16 protein-coding genes are annotated in these 17,070 nt (G+C 54.0%); 7 read left to right on the top strand and 9 right to left on the bottom strand.

The window, feature by feature from the left end; all coding sequences use genetic code 11:
- Positions 1 to 489: 489 nt before the first annotated feature.
- The 3 genes from IM299_RS08210 to mgrB all read right to left on the bottom strand — a co-directional run bounded on the left by IM299_RS08210 (position 490) and on the right by mgrB (position 2,011).
- Positions 490 to 1,479: an MBL fold metallo-hydrolase gene (locus IM299_RS08210; RefSeq protein WP_193357296.1), complete on the bottom strand. Its 990-nt coding sequence runs from the start codon at positions 1,477 to 1,479 to the stop codon at positions 490 to 492.
- Between the two features lie 23 nt (positions 1,480 to 1,502).
- Positions 1,503 to 1,793: a YebO family protein gene (locus tag IM299_RS08205; protein WP_193357295.1), complete on the bottom strand. Its 291-nt coding sequence runs from the start codon at positions 1,791 to 1,793 to the stop codon at positions 1,503 to 1,505.
- Between the two features lie 74 nt (positions 1,794 to 1,867).
- Positions 1,868 to 2,011 carry a PhoP/PhoQ regulator MgrB gene (gene mgrB, locus IM299_RS08200; RefSeq protein WP_006175995.1) on the bottom strand — a complete coding sequence of 48 codons (144 nt, stop codon included), beginning with the start codon at positions 2,009 to 2,011 and terminating at the stop codon, positions 1,868 to 1,870.
- A 159-nt stretch (positions 2,012 to 2,170) separates the two neighbouring features.
- On the opposite strand from mgrB, the gene IM299_RS08195 reads away from it, so the two are divergent.
- Positions 2,171 to 2,410 (top strand): YobH family protein, encoded by a 240-nt coding sequence (locus tag IM299_RS08195; protein ID WP_041909477.1) that lies wholly within the window; start codon positions 2,171 to 2,173, stop codon positions 2,408 to 2,410.
- Between the two features lie 65 nt (positions 2,411 to 2,475).
- Here IM299_RS08195 and kdgR read toward each other — a convergent pair whose 3' ends face one another.
- The gene (gene kdgR, locus IM299_RS08190; protein ID WP_059353968.1) at positions 2,476 to 3,267 is read right to left on the bottom strand and encodes a DNA-binding transcriptional regulator KdgR; all 792 of its coding nucleotides are present in this window, start codon (positions 3,265 to 3,267) and stop codon (positions 2,476 to 2,478) included.
- A gap of 178 nt (positions 3,268 to 3,445) precedes the next feature.
- Here kdgR and IM299_RS08185 point away from each other — a divergent pair, with 178 nt between their 5' ends.
- Entirely contained in the window at positions 3,446 to 4,819 is a 1,374-nt protein-coding gene (locus IM299_RS08185) for an MFS transporter (RefSeq protein WP_193357294.1), read from the top strand.
- Positions 4,820 to 4,869: 50 nt separating this feature from the next.
- On the opposite strand, the gene htpX is transcribed toward IM299_RS08185, so the two are convergent.
- The 4 genes from htpX to IM299_RS08165 form a co-directional block, all read right to left on the bottom strand.
- Positions 4,870 to 5,751: a protease HtpX gene (gene htpX / locus IM299_RS08180; protein ID WP_193357293.1), complete on the bottom strand. Its 882-nt coding sequence runs from the start codon at positions 5,749 to 5,751 to the stop codon at positions 4,870 to 4,872.
- 192 nt (positions 5,752 to 5,943) lie between these two features.
- Positions 5,944 to 7,992, bottom strand: a complete 2,049-nt coding sequence (gene prc / locus IM299_RS08175) for a carboxy terminal-processing peptidase (RefSeq protein ID WP_028013542.1) — start codon at positions 7,990 to 7,992, stop codon at positions 5,944 to 5,946.
- 19 nt (positions 7,993 to 8,011) lie between these two features.
- Entirely contained in the window at positions 8,012 to 8,698 is a 687-nt protein-coding gene (proQ, locus tag IM299_RS08170; protein WP_028013543.1) for an RNA chaperone ProQ, read from the bottom strand.
- Positions 8,699 to 8,794: 96 nt separating this feature from the next.
- Entirely contained in the window at positions 8,795 to 9,292 is a 498-nt protein-coding gene (locus tag IM299_RS08165; RefSeq protein ID WP_008500476.1) for a GAF domain-containing protein, read from the bottom strand.
- A gap of 132 nt (positions 9,293 to 9,424) precedes the next feature.
- Between IM299_RS08165 and yebS the strand changes: the two genes are divergently transcribed.
- The 4 genes from yebS (at position 9,425) to IM299_RS08145 (ending at position 15,175) form a co-directional block, all read left to right on the top strand.
- Complete coding sequence (gene yebS / locus IM299_RS08160) at positions 9,425 to 10,708, top strand: membrane integrity lipid transport subunit YebS (RefSeq protein WP_041909475.1); 1,284 nt, start codon at positions 9,425 to 9,427, stop codon at positions 10,706 to 10,708.
- A complete protein-coding gene (locus IM299_RS08155) occupies positions 10,677 to 13,310 on the top strand; it encodes a PqiB family protein (protein ID WP_045630782.1) in 2,634 nt (877 codons plus the stop codon). The genes yebS and IM299_RS08155 overlap by 32 nt, the downstream gene beginning before the upstream one ends.
- A 71-nt stretch (positions 13,311 to 13,381) precedes the next feature.
- Entirely contained in the window at positions 13,382 to 14,830 is a 1,449-nt protein-coding gene (gene rsmF / locus IM299_RS08150; RefSeq protein WP_320701374.1) for a 16S rRNA (cytosine(1407)-C(5))-methyltransferase RsmF, read from the top strand.
- Between the two features lie 105 nt (positions 14,831 to 14,935).
- A complete protein-coding gene (locus IM299_RS08145) occupies positions 14,936 to 15,175 on the top strand; it encodes a YebV family protein (protein ID WP_041909472.1) in 240 nt (79 codons plus the stop codon).
- A gap of 34 nt (positions 15,176 to 15,209) precedes the next feature.
- Here the strand turns inward: IM299_RS08145 and pphA are convergent, their stop codons facing one another.
- On the bottom strand, positions 15,210 to 15,854 hold the full coding sequence (gene pphA, locus IM299_RS08140) for a protein-serine/threonine phosphatase (RefSeq protein WP_041909471.1): 645 nt from the start codon (positions 15,852 to 15,854) through the stop codon (positions 15,210 to 15,212).
- Positions 15,855 to 16,022: 168 nt separating this feature from the next.
- Between pphA and IM299_RS08135 the strand changes: the two genes are divergently transcribed.
- A complete protein-coding gene (locus tag IM299_RS08135) occupies positions 16,023 to 16,964 on the top strand; it encodes a VirK/YbjX family protein (RefSeq protein WP_045260308.1) in 942 nt (313 codons plus the stop codon).
- Positions 16,965 to 17,070: the final 106 nt, after the last annotated feature.

Here is a 17,070-nt window from a genome sequence, read left to right as displayed (position 1 = left end):
TATCACACACTATGTTTAATATGGCAAGCCATTTTTAAACATGTCTCGATCCGCCGCACAAATTCGAACACTGTCTGTAAGGAATTGCACAATTATGCGCTTCTCAAACAGACGGCTATACTCCCTTACACAGACTCAACGCTGCTTGCACAACCGCTGTAATCTAAGACTTTTTTAACATAGCTCAATCATTACAATGCGTCCAGCAGTCGGGAAAAGAAATCTTTGGTGTTGATTGAGTTAGAACAAATTGTGAAAACTTATGCTTAAATCATTGTAACGTGACCGTATTGTTTCAGCCAAAAACGATGTTAATAATCCGCACCCTTCTGTATTAAAATCCATCAGGTAATTAGCATTGTTATGCACCAAAATAATGAAATTTTTATGACTCTGCATCAAAACAAGGCAAGCAAAACGTTTCGATAAAATTAAAATTTTCCTGACGACGAATACATACATAATATACGCAACAATTTATCGCTTCGTTTATAAGGGTAAATACTCGCCAACTTTCAGTATCCTGAAAGTATTATTAACTGGTGCTACATTATCCAGCGCATCAGTTAATTCTTTTATGGGGTCATCCAGCGCTTCATCCGCCAGCTCAAACACGCCCCAGTGAACAGGGAACGCCAGCGGGCAACCTAACTGTTGCCACAGCGCAACGGCAGACTGGGGATCCATATGGTGTACGGCCATAAACCATCGCGGAGCATAGGCGCCAACGGGCAATGCTGCAGCATCAATTTTCCCCAAACGTTCCGGTATCAACAGCAGCTCAGGCGAATAGCCGGTATCACCACTAAACCAGAACCGGTGATGCCGCCCTTCAAAGACCCAGCCGCACCACAATGAGCGATTGCGGTTCCAGAGCGTGCGCATACTCCAGTGCTGCGCCGGTACGGCGGATAATGTTATCCCCTGCCAGGTAAAACTCTGCCACCAGTCGAGCTCAACCACCTGTTTTGCGCCCCGGCGGCGAAACCAGCCGCCCAGGCCTAAAGGAACAAACACGCTAACGTCCGGAAAGCGTTTGAGAATGTGGCGAACAGTGAGTTCATCAAGATGATCGTAATGGTTATGCGAAATAACGACCGCGTCAAGCTGGTGCAGTTGATCGACAGAGAGTGCCGGAGGCGTTCTACGCTGCGGTCCTAAGAAAGGAAGTGGAGAAGCGCGCCTTGAAAAAACGGGATCGGTAAGAAGGAAATTGCCGTCCAGCTGCAGCAGTATGCTCGCATGTCCGAGCCACCACGCCCCATCCTGCTGCGGCTGCTGTAGATCGGCCGGTTGCCACCACCGCCGGATAAAGTCATTGTAGCCGAGCGCGGGCGGCTTCGGTAAGCCAGCTGCTTTGCGTTCTTTGCGCCAGCGTTCAAGGTCGCCAGGCTGGTGTCCTGCAGAAGTGGTATTACGAAAACCGTTTGGGGTGTGATGTTTCAGGGAGGGGTCATACCAGGGATTTTTCCAGACCACTGCCACCTCCCGGAATAATACGATTAACGCTCAGCCACCAGGCGGATAAAATCGTCTTGATCGTTGTTCTCGTTAGCGACCGCTTCTTTTTGTGCTTCTTTCTCTTCCGGCTCGTTAGCCTCGCACAGACGACGCAACAGTGCATTCTGCCGTTTTTGCTGCTCAAGCAGCGCTTCCAGCAGTTCGATCTGCTCATTGGTACGTGAACTGGCACGGTTTACGAAAAACCAAATGACCAGCCCCACCAGCAGAACAACCAAAGAGATCGTCAGGGATGCCATATTTAGCAGCCCTGAATTCAGTAACTCACCCATTTCACCACCTCAATAAAAACGTCTATTTTACCACTGGCGCGAAGGAAGGAAATCACCTGAAGAAAAAATGCGTGCTACCACGGAATAAACTTATTGATTGCGCAAACGCCGCTAAAAAACTGTACATCCTGATCGCACATCACGTTGATAGTCTGCGTCCACAACACCACGCACGCTATCAGCACGATAATCAGAATCACCCAGCGTATTTTTTTCACTCCACACTCCGTTTAAAGACCTGATATGACCAGGTTATCACGGTTATCTTAAACAAGGACTAACTGTAGCGCCATCAGGCTCTTTTCAGAATCCTGCACTTGTTTCATTACGTAAACCGGTTAGGCTAGCATCATGATAACAATGATAAAGAGGTAATAATGCGCTTAATTATTCGTACAATTGTTGCACTGGCGATACTCTGGATTGGCCTTCTTTTAACGGGTTATGGCGTGCTGGTGGGAAGCACCGAAAACGCCGCAGGGTTAGGCATTCAATGTAAGTATTTAACAGCACAGGGAGTTAGCACGGCGCAGTATCTCCATTCGGATAGCGGGATCATTGGGTTAACCAACTGCCCGGTACTGCGTAAGACCTCCGTCGTGATTGATAATGGCTGAGTCACAGCGTTAACGACGAATAAAAAACGCCGCAAAGATGCGGCGTTTTTTTATGCTAACCGGGGTTAGAACGGATAGTCGTGGTAACCCATCTGATCAGAAATCTTACGCGCGGCGGTATGCAGAATAGCCACGTACTCGTGCAGGCGCTCTTCCGAGAAGCGAAGCGTTGGGAAAGAGATGCTCAACCCCGCAATCACGACGCCAAAACGGTCAAACACCGGAACGCCAATACAGCGCAGCCCTTCTTCCTGCTCTTCGTTATCTTCGCCATACCCTTGCTCACGCACCTTGTCGAGCACCGTTAATAACTCATCGGTGTTAGTAATGGTGCGTTCTGTACTGCGTTTGTACTCCACGCCATCGAGGATCTGTTTAACTTCTTCACGATCGCGCCACGCCAGCAGAACCTTACCGATTGCCGTGCTGTAAAGCGGGTTGCGACGACCAATGCGCGAATACATACGCAGGTTATACATGGAGTCAATTTTATGGATGTAAACAATACTGTCTTCATCCAGCGCGCCCAGGTGGATAGTCTCTTTGGTCAGGCGGGAGATCTCGCGCATCTGAATATCCGCGCTACGGATCAGATCCACGTTTTGCAATGCCCGGGCACCCAGTTCAAACAGTTTCAGCGTCAGAGAATATTTTTCAGATTCGCCTTCCTGTGCAACGTAACCCAGTGATTTCATGGTTTGCAAAAAGCGGTAAACGGTGCTTTTCGACATCATCACGCGCTGTGACAACTCTGTGATACCAATTTCACGCTCTTCCCCGAGCGCCTGTAAGATGCCAAACACCTTCAGCACGGAAGAAACTGAATCTGGCTGTTTATCCAAATCCGCAATTGCCATTTACCACCTCATAGAGAGTGTTTTATAAAAATCAGAACCGGTTTTTATTATAAATTCCCGTCATGTTACCTGCAATCAATCCGCGTTTACTTCGTTACAAATCTGCGACATAAAACGGTGTTAACGATGCTAAAATAGTTACCCTGAGAATAATTTCACTCTGAGCTATTTATCCCCGATGGAAAAGAACCTTTCCGATGGCCTGCCTTTGCCCCAGCGGTATGGCGCTATCGCTACGATTATTATTGGTATCTCAATGGCCGTTCTTGACGGCGCGATTGCGAACGTTGCCCTTCCCACCATTGCCACCGATCTGCATGCTTCCCCGGCCAGTTCGATATGGATTGTTAACGCCTATCAGATTGCGATTGTGGTTTCCCTGCTCTCCTTTTCTTTTCTGGGCGATATGTTCGGCTACCGTCGGGTATATCAGTGCGGGCTGGTGGTATTTACCTTTACATCACTGCTGTGCGCCCTTTCGGACTCCCTGCATACGCTGACGCTGGCGCGCATCGCGCAAGGTTTTGGCGGCGCGGCGCTGATGAGCGTCAATACGGCGCTAATCCGCTTAATCTATCCGCACCGCCATCTGGGCCGCGGCATGGGGATAAATTCGTTTATTGTCGCGGTCTCTTCTGCCGCCGGGCCAACGATTGCAGCGGCCATTCTTTCTGTCGCCTCGTGGCAGTGGCTGTTCGCCATAAACGTGCCGCTGGGTATCGTGGCCATCTTCTTTGCCCTGCGATTTCTCCCCGCTAACGGCTCGAAAAACACCATGCCGCACTTTGACGTAGCAAGCGCGGTGATGAATGCGCTCACCTTTGGTCTGCTGATTACCGCCCTGAGCGGTTTTGCGCAGGGTCAATCCCTGATGCTAACCGCCGTGGAGCTTGTTGCCCTGCTGGTGACGGGCTTCTTCTTTGTTCGCCGCCAGCTTTCCCTGCCGGTGCCCTTACTGCCGGTCGATCTGCTGCGTATTCCCCTCTTTTCGCTTTCCATCTGCACCTCCGTCTGCTCATTCTGCGCCCAGATGCTGGCTCTGGTTTCTCTGCCCTTCTTCCTGCAAAGCGTGATAGGACGTTCCGAAGTGGAGACCGGGCTGCTGTTAACCCCCTGGCCGCTGGCGACGATGGTGATGGCCCCCCTGGCAGGTTATTTAATAGAACGTGTACATGCCGGTTTGTTGGGCGCGGTGGGGCTGGCCGTGATGGCAACAGGTCTTTTCGCGCTGGCGCTGCTGCCATCATCGCCTGGGGATCTGGACATCATCTGGCGCATGATCCTGTGCGGAGCCGGGTTTGGCCTGTTTCAGTCCCCCAACAACCACACCATTATTACCTCTGCGCCGCGCCACCGCAGCGGAGGTGCCAGCGGCATGCTGGGGACCGCGCGTCTGCTGGGGCAAAGCACCGGTGCGGCGCTGGTTGCCCTGATGTTTAACCTTGCCGGGCAAAACGGCAACCACGTTGCGCTTCTCACCGCAGGTGCGCTTGCCACCCTTGCAGCCATCGTCAGCGGGTTGCGCGTGACCCAACCCGGCGTTCAGGCATAAAAAAAGCCGGGCGGAGTGTTCTCCTGCCCGGCTTATTTAAGCGCTTAGCGTTACTTCAGGTATTCTCCACTGCGCAGCGCTTCAATACGTTTATCCAGCGGCGGGTGAGACATAAACAGCTCGCTCAGCGACTTTGATTTGCCGTTGATGCAGAAGGCCATCATGCTGTTCGCTTCCTGCGGCTCGTAGCTGGTTTTCAGACGCTGCAGGGCGGCAATCATCTTTTCACGCCCTACCAGCTTCGCTGAACCGGCATCCGCATGGAACTCACGGTGACGGGAGAACCACATGGTGATAATGCTGGCCAGAATACCGAACACCAGTTCCAGCACCATCGATACGGCGAAGTAGATCAGCGGATTACCGTTGCTCTCTTCACCTTCATCACGGTTGCCACCCATGAAGCCAGCCGCAATCTGCGCCAGGATACGAGAGATGAAGATAACGAAGGTGTTCACCACACCCTGAATCAGGGTCATGGTCACCATGTCACCGTTGGCGATATGGCTGATTTCGTGCGCGATAACCGCTTCGGCTTCGTCACGGCTCATGTTCTGCAACAACCCGGTGCTCACGGCAACCAGCGACGCATCACGACGGGCACCCGTAGCAAACGCGTTAATATCCGGGGCATGGTAAATAGCAACCTGCGGCATCGCAATGCCTGCCTGCTTAGACTGCTGTGCCACCGTATTCATCAGCCACTTTTCCATGTCGTTACGCGGCTGTTCAATCACCTCACCGCCTACGGATTTCAGCGCCATCCACTTTGACATCAGCAGGGAAATGAAAGAGCCACCAAAACCAAACAGCAGCGCCATAATCAACAGACCCTGAACGCTGCTCGACTGAATTCCCGTCAGGCTTAGCACTAGCCCGAAAACCACCATCACCGCCAGGTTGGTGAGCAGGAAGAGCGCGATTCGCATCATAATTTTCTTTTAACCTCAGTTTAACAAAACGCACTATGCGATTACCCACATCGTATGGGTATTACGGCTATTTTCAAGCATCCGGTGGGCGTAAGTCACCAGAAAGACACAACTTTACACAATTGGAAATCAGCCTGACGGAAGGATGCAGAACAAAAAGAACAGGCACAATTTCTTGTGCCTGTTGGGAGATTATTTTGCCGGAGCGGGCTGTACGGCAGGCTTCTCTTTTTCCAGATTCGCCAGGTCGAGCGCGATATGCACCGTCTCGTCCAGGTACGGATCCGGCTCCTGGTAATCTTTTGGCAGATCGTCCAGTTTCTTGAGCAGAGGCTTACCTTCTCGCTTGAAGCGATCGTTGATACGCGCCAGACGCGTTGCGTCGTCCTCGTTGTTCTCTTTTTCACGCTGAGCGTAGTTCAGAGAAACAATATTCCGCTTATCTTTCAGGGCATTGAAACGCGCAATGTCCTTCATGATGTACTGGAATTCCGGATCTTTCGCGATGCGTTCATTATGCGCTTTCAGCAGCTCAGGGCCAAACTGCGTCATATCACCTGCCTTCACGAATGTCGCAGCATTGATGCTGTCCCACGGCAACGCGTTATCTTCAAACTTCTCGCCGGTTTCGGTCTCTTCCGTGCCGGTCGGCATCATGATATCCGGCGTGACGCCTTTACGCTGCGTACTGCCGCCGTTAACGCGGTAGAACTTCTGAATGGTGTACTGAACGGAGCCCAGCGCAGGCCATTCCGGACGCAGCATCTGATCGTAAATACGGTTCAGCGAGCGATACTGCTGAACAGTACCTTTGCCGAAGGTGGGCTCACCCACGATTAGCGCGCGGCCATAGTCCTGCATTGCAGCGGCAAAGATTTCAGATGCGGATGCGCTGAAGCGGTCAACCAGGACCACCAGCGGGCCTTTGTAATAGACCACACCGTCGTTATCAGCATCTTCACGAACTTTACCGTTGTTATCACGCACCTGTACAACCGGGCCAGACGGGATAAAAAGGCCTGAGAGCGACACCGCTTCGGTCAGCGCACCACCACCGTTCGTGCGCAGGTCGATAATGACGCTGCTCACGTTCTGCTTCTCAAGTTTCTGCAGCTGAACTTTTACATCGTCGGTCAGCCCCACGTAGAAGCCAGGGATATCCAGGACACCCACCTTCTCTTTACCCACGGTTTTCACCGACATTTTCACCGCGCGGTCTTCCAGACGAATACGCTCGCGGGTCAGGGTCACGATACGGGTTTTGGTGCCTTTACCGGCAGGCAGAATTTCCAGACGAACTTTGCTGCCTTTCGGACCTTTGATCAGCGCAACCACATCGTCCAGACGCCAGCCAATGACATCAACCATGCTCTGACCGGTTTGTCCTACCCCCACAATGCGATCGCCTACGCTTATCGCTTTGCTTTTGGATGCCGGGCCGCCCGCGACCATGGAGTTGATCACCGTGTAGTCATCATCCATTTGCAGTACCGCGCCAATACCTTCCAGAGACAGGCTCATCTCAGTATTGAACTGTTCGGTATTGCGTGGAGAGAGATAGTTGGTGTGCGGATCGATTTCGTGCGCAAAGGCGGTCATCGCCAGTGAGAAAACATCTTCACTGTTGGTCTGCGCCAGACGGCGAATGGCAAATTTGTAACGACGCGTCAGCGTGTCGCGGATCTCTTTTTCATCTTTGCCGGTCAGCTTGAGGCTTAGCTCATCGTATTTGACCTTTCCATCCCACAGCGCGTTCAGCTCGGCTTCGTCTTTCGGCCAGGGCGCTTTGCTGCGATCGAGATTAAAGGTGTCGTTGCCGGTGAAGTCCATTGGACGTTCCAGCACTTTCAGCGCGTACTGATAGCGTTCGAAGCGGCGCTTTTGCGACAGGTTGTAGAGATCGTAGAACAGATCCAGCTTGCCTGACCGCAGCTCATCACCCACCTCGGATTTGCGCTTAGCGAACTGCTCGACATCGCTGGCGAGCAAAACGTTATGGCTGTAATCCAGCAAGTTCAGATAGCGGTCAAAGATTTTGGCCGAAAAGGCCTGATCGAGATCGAACTGACGATAGTGCGAGCGGGTAAAGCGAGAGGTTACACGCTCGCTTACCGTCGCGTGCTGCGTCTCTTCCTTGAGTACCGGAATTTGATCAACACGCGTGATATCGTCCACTGCGAAAGCGTGACCTGTTATGGCAAACAGGCCCGCCAGCGCGGTGAGCTTAAAAAAAGTGTTCATGCCAGGCTTGGCCTCCGTTTCAGAACAACAAGTGTTCTGCGCGTACAATCATTGACATACCAGAAGTCAGCTGTACACGAACGCCATCTTTGGTGATTTCCAGTACGGTGGCGTCCATTGCGTTGTTGCCCGCTTTTACCTTCAGAGCCTGACCCACGCTCAGGGCGTTAATGTCAGAAACCGGAGTATGGCGCTGCTCTTCACGAGGCGCACGAGGGGCTTTCGCTGCTGGTTTGTCTGCACGCGGTTTGCGATCGTTATTGTCGTGACGACGCGGCGCAGGACGTGGTTTACGCTCACGACGAGGCGCTTCTTCCTGACCGTTTGCCGCTGCGGCTTCGCGTTTTTTCGCCTGCTGTTCTGCACGTTGTGCCTGAACGCGTGCTTTGGCTTCTTCCAGCTGCTTGCGCGCGTGTTCTACGTGCTGCTCGTCCAGCTCGCCGCAAGGGTTGCCGTCGAGATCCACGCGGGTCGCGCCCGGTTTGATACCGTACAGGTAACGCCAGCTCGAAGTATAAAGACGTAAGGCAGAACGCAGCTGAGTTTTGCTGAGGTTCATTTCCCCTTCAACACGCGCTACCAGATCCTGAAAAATACCGACTTTCAGGGGACGTGCTTCACCTTCCGCGCTGAAGCACTGCGGGAAACGCTCGGCCAGAAATGCGATAACTTCTTTACTGCTATTCAACTTAGGTTGATTTTCCATGAAATTTCCTGATTACAACGGACGTTGCCAACAAGCGCAGGCATGAACAGGCGTCATTATAATGACGCTATCAGTAAATGCTACGTTATCCGTTGATTATCCTGCGACGCTCGCAAAGAATTTTTGATAATCGGTTGCAGCGAGGACGTTTTCCAGATTCGCCACCAGCTCACGCAGCCCCTGTTCGTCCTCGGTTGTAAAGCGACTGAAGACCGTACTGTCGATATCCAGAACGCCAATAATCTGATTTTTTACCACCAGCGGCAGAACGATCTCTGAATTGCTGGCAGCATCACAGGCGATATGCCCGTCAAACGCATGAACATCTTCCACGCGCTGAACCTGATTCTCGGCCACCGCGGTACCGCATACGCCGCGCCCTACCGGAATACGCACGCAGGCCAGTTTGCCCTGAAACGGACCCAGCACCAGCGTTTCACCTTCCAGGAGGTAAAAGCCAGCCCAGTTCACATCGGATAGCCGTTCGAACAGCAATGCGCTAGTATTTGCCAGAGTGGCTAAGAAGCTGGTTTCACCTGCCATCAATGCCTTAAAATCGCGGTTCAGATCCGCGTAGAATTCTGTTTTGTTCATTATTCAATCACTTAGTTGTCTTACAAAATTACCGCATAGCCTATTAAAATAAGCAATAAATGCGCTCATGCTCAAGATGAATCCGTTCATGAGTTAATATAACGTTCAACAATACTTATTTGCGCGCAGCTGATGGCCTTAAAAACAACCAAAATTACGCCGACAAAAAAGATAACTGTCCATACGGTAAGCGACGCTTTGCCTCGTGCACATTATCAGCGTTGCCCCCAGTGCGATACGCTTTTTATGTTGCCGAAGATGAAATCGCACCAAAGCGCCTTTTGTCCCCGCTGTGACGCTAAAATTCGTGACGGCCGCGACTGGTCGTTAACCCGCCTTGCCGCTATGGCTGTTACCATGCTGCTGCTGATGCCTTTCGCCTGGACCGAGCCGCTTCTGAAGCTTTACCTGCTTGGTGTGCGCATTGACGCCAACGTGCTGCAGGGTATCTGGCAGATGACGAGCCAGGGCGATCCTCTCACCGCCGCCATGGTACTGTTCTGCGTGGTCGGCGCGCCGCTGGTGCTGGTTGCAGCCATTGCCTACCTGTGGTTTGGTAACATCCTCGGAATGAACCTGCGTCCGGTATTGCTGATGCTGGAAAAGCTTAAAGAGTGGGTCATGCTGGATATCTATCTGGTGGGCGTGGGCGTGGCATCAATCAAGGTGCAGGACTATGCCTTTCTGCAGCCGGGCGTCGGGCTTTTTGCCTTTATTTGCCTGGTATTGCTCAGCATCCTGACACTGATCCACCTGAACGTTGAGCAGCTTTGGGAGCGTTTTTACCCGCAGCGCCCTGCCACCCGCCCGGATGAAAACCTCCGCGTCTGTCTGGGATGCCATTACACCGGGTTGCCCGACAAGCGTGGACGCTGCCCGCGCTGCCATATACCGTTGAGGTTACGACGCAACAACAGCCTGCAAAAATGCTGGGCGGCGCTGATTGCCTCCCTGGTGTTTCTGTTCCCGGCCAATATGCTGCCGATATCCATTATTTACGTGAACGGTGGCCGTCAGGAGGATACTATCCTCTCCGGTATTATCTCTCTTGCACACAGTAACGTTGGGGTGGCGGCCATCGTCTTTATTGCCAGTATCCTGGTTCCCTTTACCAAAGTGGTGGTGATGTTTACCCTGCTCGTCAGCATTCACTTTAAGTGTGAACAAGGTTTACGTACCCGTATTCTGCTTCTGCGATTCGTCACCTGGATTGGCCGCTGGTCAATGCTGGATCTGTTTGTGATTTCGCTGATGATGTCGCTGATCAATCGCGACCAGCTTCTTGCTTTTACTATGGGACCCGCGGCTTTTTATTTCGGCTCTGCGGTGATATTGACTATTCTTGCTGTGGAATGGCTGGATAGCCGCTTACTTTGGGATGCACATGAGTCAGGAAACCCCCGCTTCGCCGACTGAAGCGAGAATTAAAACTAAACGCCGCATTTCGCCATTCTGGTTGCTGCCCGTCATCGCCCTGATGATTGCAGGCTGGCTTATCTGGACGAGCTATGAAGATCGCGGCAGTACCGTCACCATTGATTTTCAGACCGCCGACGGCATCGTCGCCGGACGAACCCCCGTTCGTTTTCAGGGGGTCGAAGTCGGTACGGTTCAGGACATCTCCCTTGGAAAAGGGCTTAACAAGATTCAGGTGCGGGTCAGTATTAAATCTGACATGCAGGATGCTCTTCGCAGCGAAACGCAGTTCTGGCTGGTGACGCCGAAAGCTTCTCTGGCCGGCGTGTCCGGGCTGGATGCGCTGGTTGGCGGCAACTACATCGGCATGATGCCGGGCAAGGGTGAACCGCAGGATCACTTTGTCGCGCTGGATACGCAGCCGAAATACCGCCTCAATAACGGCGATCTGATGATCCATCTTCAGGCACCGGATTTGGGCTCGCTGAACAGCGGCTCGCTGGTCTACTTCCGCAAGATTCCGGTTGGCCGCGTGTACGATTACAGCATCAACCCGAATAAACAGGGCGTCACCATTGATGTGCTGATCGAGCGTCGCTTCACCAATCTGGTGAAAAAAGGCAGCCGCTTCTGGAATGTCTCCGGCGTGGATGCCGACCTCAGCCTGAGCGGTGCAAAAGTGAAGCTTGAGAGTCTGGCCGCCCTGGTTAACGGTGCCATTGCCTTTGACTCCCCGGAAAACTCAAGCCCTGCCACGGCCGATGACACGTTCGGTTTATACCCGGATCTGGCGCACAGCCAGCGTGGCGTGATCGTTAAGCTCGTTCTGCCTGATGCCAAAGGGCTGAAAGCGGGGTCAACGCCGCTGATGTACCAGGGACTGCAGGTCGGCCAGCTCACCAAAATGACGCTCAATCCGGGCGGCTCGGTCACAGGCGAAATGACGGTCGATCCGAGCGTGGTCGATCTCCTGCGGGAGAAAACGCGCATCGAGATGCGCAGCCCTAAACTCTCTCTGAACGATGCCAGCCTCAGCACGTTGCTGACCGGAAATACCTTTGAACTGATCCCCGGTGAAGGTCAGCCCAGCAATAGCTTCGTCATTGCCCCGGCGGATAAAGCGCTGCTGCAAAAACCGGGCGTCGTGACGGTTACGCTCAATGCGCCTGAAAGTTACGGCATTGAGGCCGGTCAGCCGCTGATTCTGCATGGCGTACAGGTGGGTCAGGTGCTGGAGCGAACGCTCTCCGAAAATGGCGTGAGCTTCTCGGTAGCTATCGATCCGCAATACAGCAACCTCGTCCATGGCGACAGTAAGTTCGTGGTGAACAGCCGCGTCGACGTGAAGGTGGGTCTGGACGGCGTGGAGTTCCTCGGCGCCAGCGCCAGCGAATGGGTTAACGGCGGCATTCGCATTTTGCCGGGCAACAAAGGCCCCGTTCGCGACAGCTACCCGCTGTACGCCAACCTGGACAAAGCGATTGAAAACAGCCTGAGCGATATGCCAACCACGACCCTGACCTTAAGCGCCGAGACGCTGCCTGACGTTCAGGCGGGCTCCGTGGTGCTCTACCGCAAGTTTGAGGTTGGGGAGGTGATCGCCGTTCGCCCGCGTGCGGACGCGTTTGATATCGAACTGCATATCAAGCCCGAGTACCGCAAGCTGCTGACCCCAAACAGCGTCTTCTGGGCCGAGGGCGGCGCGAAGGTGCAGCTTAACGGCAACGGCCTGACCGTGCAGGCCTCCCCGCTCTCGCGCGCGCTGCGCGGGGCGATCAGCTTTGATAACCTCAGCGGCGCGGGCGCGAACCTGCGTAAAGGCGATAAGCGAATTCTCTTCCCATCCGAAACTGCCGCGCGTGCCGTGGGTGGGCAGATTACCCTGCATGCGTTCGATGCCGGCAAGCTGGCGGAAGGCATGCCAATTCGCTACCTGGGCATTGATATCGGGCAGATCCAGAAGCTGACGCTCATCACCTCGCGCAACGAGGTGCAGGCCACCGCCGTGCTTTATCCGGAATATGTGCAGACCTTCGCCCGCTCGGGTTCCCGCTTCTCGGTGGTGACCCCACAGATTTCGGCCGCGGGCGTTGAGCATCTCGACACCATTCTGCAGCCTTACATCAACGTCGAGCCCGGTCAGGGCAAAGCCCGTCGTGATTTCGAGCTGCAGGAAGCTACCATTACCGACTCGCGCTACCTTGGCGGCCTGAGCATTGTAGTGGAAGTGCCGGAGGCGGGCTCGCTTGGCATCGGTACGCCGGTGCTGTTCCGCGGCATTGAGGTGGGTACGGTAACGGGCCTCACGCTCGGCACGCTCTCCGACCGCGTGATGGTGGCGCTACGCATCAGCGAGCGTTACCAGCATCTGGTGCGTAATAACTCGGTGTTCTGGCTGGCATCCGGCTATTCGCTGGACTTCGGCCTGACGGGTGGCGTGGTGAAAACCGGTACCTTCAACCAGTTCATCCGCGGCGGTATTGCCTTTGCCACCCCGCCGGGAACGCCGCTGGCGCCAAAAGCGCAGCCGGGTAAACACTTCCTGCTGCTGGAAAGCGAACCGAAAGAGTGGCGCGAATGGGGAACGGCCCTGCCGCGTTAATCTGACAGGCTCCGGTGTCAACGCACCGGAGCCTTTATGTTACACTGCGCACCTGAACTTTTCCCTGTGGTGTGCTCGTGGCTCAAAACTCCGTATTTCTTCCCGATCAATTCCTGGCGCAGATGCGCGAGGCGCTTCCCTCTCATCTGTCGCTGGACGATTTTATCGCCGCCTGCCAGCGTCCGTTACGCCGCAGCATTCGCGTCAACACCCTGAAAATCAGCGTCGAGGATTTTCTGGCCCTGGTTTCTCCGTACGGCTGGCAACTTACGCCGGTTCCGTGGTGTGAAGAGGGATTCTGGATCGACCGCGATGACGAAGACGCGGTGCCGCTGGGAAGTACCGCAGAACATCTGAGCGGTCTGTTTTATATTCAGGAAGCGAGCTCAATGCTACCGGTTGCCGCCCTGTTCGCCGACGGCAACGCGCCTGAACGCGTGATGGATGTCGCCGCCGCGCCCGGCTCGAAAACCACGCAGATTGCCGCGCGCATGGGCAATCGCGGAGCAATCCTCGCCAACGAATTTTCCGCCAGCCGCGTGAAGGTGTTGCATGCCAATATCAGCCGCTGCGGTATTCATAATGTCGCTCTTACGCACTTCGACGGTCGCGTCTTTGGCGCCGCCCTGCCGGAAATGTTTGATGCCATCCTGCTGGACGCCCCCTGCTCCGGTGAAGGGGTAGTGCGTAAAGATCCCGATGCGTTAAAGAACTGGTCCGTGGAGAGCAATCTTGAGCTCGCCGCCACGCAGCGCGAGCTGATCGACAGCGCGTTCCACGCCCTGCGCCCCGGCGGCACGCTGGTCTATTCAACGTGTACCTTAAACCGCGATGAAAACGAAGACGTCTGCCTGTGGCTGAAAGCGCAATATCCGGATGCGGTCGAGTTCCTGCCGCTTAACGATCTGTTTTCCTCGGCACAGGAGGCGGTCACGCCGGAAGGTTTCCTCCACGTGTTCCCGCAGATTTACGACTGCGAAGGGTTCTTTGTGGCGCGTCTGCGTAAAACGCAGGCGGTTGCTCCCCTGCCCGCCCCCAAATTCAAGGTCGGCAACTTCCCGTTTGCGCCGCTTAAAGGCCGCGACGTCGCGCAGCTTGAAGCCGCAGCCAGCAAGGTCGGGTTGGAGTGGGATGAGAGCATGCATCTCTGGCAGCGGGACAAAGAGGTTTGGCTTTTCCCGGCGAATATCGAGCCACTGATTGGCAAAGTGCGTTTTTCCCGAATCGGGATCCGCCTGGCGGAAGTGCATAATAAAGGCTATCGCTGGCAGCATGAGGCCGTCATCGCGCTTGCCGGACACGAGAATACCTTTGCCCTGACGCATCAGGAAGCCGAAGAGTGGTACCGTGGCCGCGATGTTTATCCTGACAGCTCGCCTTCCGCAGATGAAGTGGTGGTGACCTATCAGGGATTCCCGCTGGGGCTGGCCAAAAAGGTCGGTTCAAGACTCAAAAACAGCTATCCACGCGAACTGGTCCGGGATGGCCGACTGTTTACCGGTAACGATCGCACCGCCTGAAAAAAGCGCATTTTTTTACTGGCGATTTTGCTCTCCTTGTCTACGATCAAAAATGGATGCCCATACTGGTCATACCAGATTTTGACAACCGACCCGGAGAGCACTATGACGAAAACCAGCGTGCGTATTGGCGCTTTTGAGATCGACGACGCAGAGCTGCGCGGCGAAGCACAAGGCGATCGAACGTTAAGTATTCCCTGCAAATCCGACCCGGATTTGTGCATGCAGCTCGATGCATGGGATGCAGACACCAGCGTCCCGGCAATACTTGATGGCGAACATTCTGTCCTTTACCGTGAGCATTACGATAGTAAAGCCGATGCCTGGGTCATGCGTCTTGCCTGACCTAAAGAGAACCCGCCCGAAGGCGGGTTATTTATTACTGCAGCTGCGCCAGCGTAAAGTAACCGTCAAATACGGCCCCCGTATCAATGTAGTGCAGATTGTCAAAATCATACCTTCTGTCGACGGGCGTATGTCCGAACCAGAAATGATCCGCCCCGCTAATTCCCTGCCCTTTGCCCACCATAAACCCCATCAGGCGGTCGCGATCCCATAACACGCGCTGGGCGCTTACCGGTTTTTCCCAGCGGTATTCCTCCGCCGGGTAATCAGCATGAGCAATAACGTTCAATCCGTTCGCGCAGGTAATTTCGATAATATGCGGTAACGCACGACATGCGTTAAGTAACGAGCGCGCCCGCTGCTGCTCCTCATGCTCAAGCCGCGAAAACCACATTCCGCCATTCATTGTCCAGAGCGCAAAATCATTATTATCCAGGCTATCTATTGCCATTTGCTCATGATTGCCCCGCACTGCTCGAAACCATTTCTCATTGATGAGCTGCAATGATTTCACGCTGTCCGGACCACGATCGATCAGATCGCCAACGGAAATAAGTAAATCCTCATAAGGATTGAAATGACGGCGTTTCAGTTCCTCCATGAGCCTCTGGTAACAGCCGTGTATGTCGCTGACAACCCATACGTGACGCCACTCTCCACCTTCTATTCGCTGATACATAAGGCCTCCCTTTAACAGTATAGCCGCCGTCAAAAGCGCAAGAAGATCAGCGCAGCCCTTACAAAGTAAAACAAACGGTAAACCAAAGAGAAATAAAGATCCGCGCGCTCTTAATCCCTTTTTACTGGCTCCTTAGAATAAGGGGAGATAAAAACGAGAGGTCTTCACGTGTCTAATACACAGCTACATAACGATGTTTTCTATCCGCATCGCACGAATATTATTTCCGAGCTGGTGAACGGCAAACGCGTCCCGGGGCCAATCTGGCGGAAACGCGACTACCGACTGAAGTTCCTTTTACGTTCCCTGCTCTTTTGGTCTTCCACCCACCGTATGCTGGAAGCCCTCTCTGGCCGTGACGATTTCGACAAACTACTGACATCGCAAATTACGTTGCCCAGCAAGACCCATCGGCAGTACCTGATGCGCGGTCTGACGGCAAACGATCGCGCCGACGCTATCGTTAACCATTACTACTGGATCGATCGCCTGAAGGAGAGCCGTCTTGCCCAGGCTATGACCGGCGCGCAGGAACAACCTATTGCGCAGTTCCACGTCAAAGACGGCGTGACCTACACGGTTAATGCGTCCTCAGCTGGCAAAGCTGAGCGTGAAGGTGAGAGTACGCTCTGGCTGCGCGACAACGAGGATACGCTTCTGGCCAGCCTGACCTTTAGCGTCGCCCGCAGCAATGGCCAGCCCGTTATGGTCATTGGCGGACTTCAGGGCCCCCGTCGCTGCGTGTCACGAGATGCCATTAAACTGGCAACTCGCGCCTGCCATGGCCTGTTTCCCAAGCGCGTGCTGATGGAGGTACTTTTCCAGCTGGCAGCGCAGTCATCTGTTCGGGCCATTTTTGCCGTCAGCGATGAGGGACACGTTTTCCGCGCGCTGCGCTATCGCCTCAGCAAAGGCCGTCATTTCCACGCCAGCTATGACGAATTCTGGGATTCTTTGGGTGGAAAAAAACTTTCCGCCTTCTGCTGGCAGCTGCCGCTGCAGATGGAGCGCAAATCCCTCGACGAGATAGCCAGTAAAAAACGCGCTGAATACCGTCGTCGCTTTGAACTGCTTGATGAAATTGAGGCGTCCGTTAAGTCCCATTTCTAATCGCGACAAGCGTTTTCGCTCTCAGCACAGAGAATGCACTCGGTTTGAAAAAGGAATGATAAAGCAGAGCACTCTTGCATATGCCAGGGGTGCTCAGTTAGCATTG

The sequence above is a fragment of the Enterobacter cloacae complex sp. P47BA genome, from assembly GCF_014930485.1.
GTDB lineage: Bacteria > Pseudomonadota > Gammaproteobacteria > Enterobacterales > Enterobacteriaceae > Enterobacter > Enterobacter bugandensis.
Note: the sequence above shows the minus strand (reverse complement) of the source record. Positions and strands in the feature narration are given on the sequence as shown.

Coding starts and splice junctions, on each gene's coding strand:
- IM299_RS08205 (WP_193357295.1), bottom strand. CDS start 1,793: ATGGGTGAGTTACTGAATTCAGGGCTGCTAAATATGGCATCCCTGACG.
- IM299_RS08195 (WP_041909477.1), top strand. CDS start 2,171: ATGCGCTTAATTATTCGTACAATTGTTGCACTGGCGATACTCTGGATT.
- kdgR (WP_059353968.1), bottom strand. CDS start 3,267: ATGGCAATTGCGGATTTGGATAAACAGCCAGATTCAGTTTCTTCCGTG.
- IM299_RS08185 (WP_193357294.1), top strand. CDS start 3,446: ATGGAAAAGAACCTTTCCGATGGCCTGCCTTTGCCCCAGCGGTATGGC.
- htpX (WP_193357293.1), bottom strand. CDS start 5,751: ATGATGCGAATCGCGCTCTTCCTGCTCACCAACCTGGCGGTGATGGTG.
- prc (WP_028013542.1), bottom strand. CDS start 7,992: ATGAACACTTTTTTTAAGCTCACCGCGCTGGCGGGCCTGTTTGCCATA.
- proQ (WP_028013543.1), bottom strand. CDS start 8,698: ATGGAAAATCAACCTAAGTTGAATAGCAGTAAAGAAGTTATCGCATTT.
- IM299_RS08165 (WP_008500476.1), bottom strand. CDS start 9,292: ATGAACAAAACAGAATTCTACGCGGATCTGAACCGCGATTTTAAGGCA.
- yebS (WP_041909475.1), top strand. CDS start 9,425: ATGGCCTTAAAAACAACCAAAATTACGCCGACAAAAAAGATAACTGTC.
- IM299_RS08155 (WP_045630782.1), top strand. CDS start 10,677: ATGAGTCAGGAAACCCCCGCTTCGCCGACTGAAGCGAGAATTAAAACT.
- IM299_RS08145 (WP_041909472.1), top strand. CDS start 14,936: ATGACGAAAACCAGCGTGCGTATTGGCGCTTTTGAGATCGACGACGCA.
- pphA (WP_041909471.1), bottom strand. CDS start 15,854: ATGTATCAGCGAATAGAAGGTGGAGAGTGGCGTCACGTATGGGTTGTC.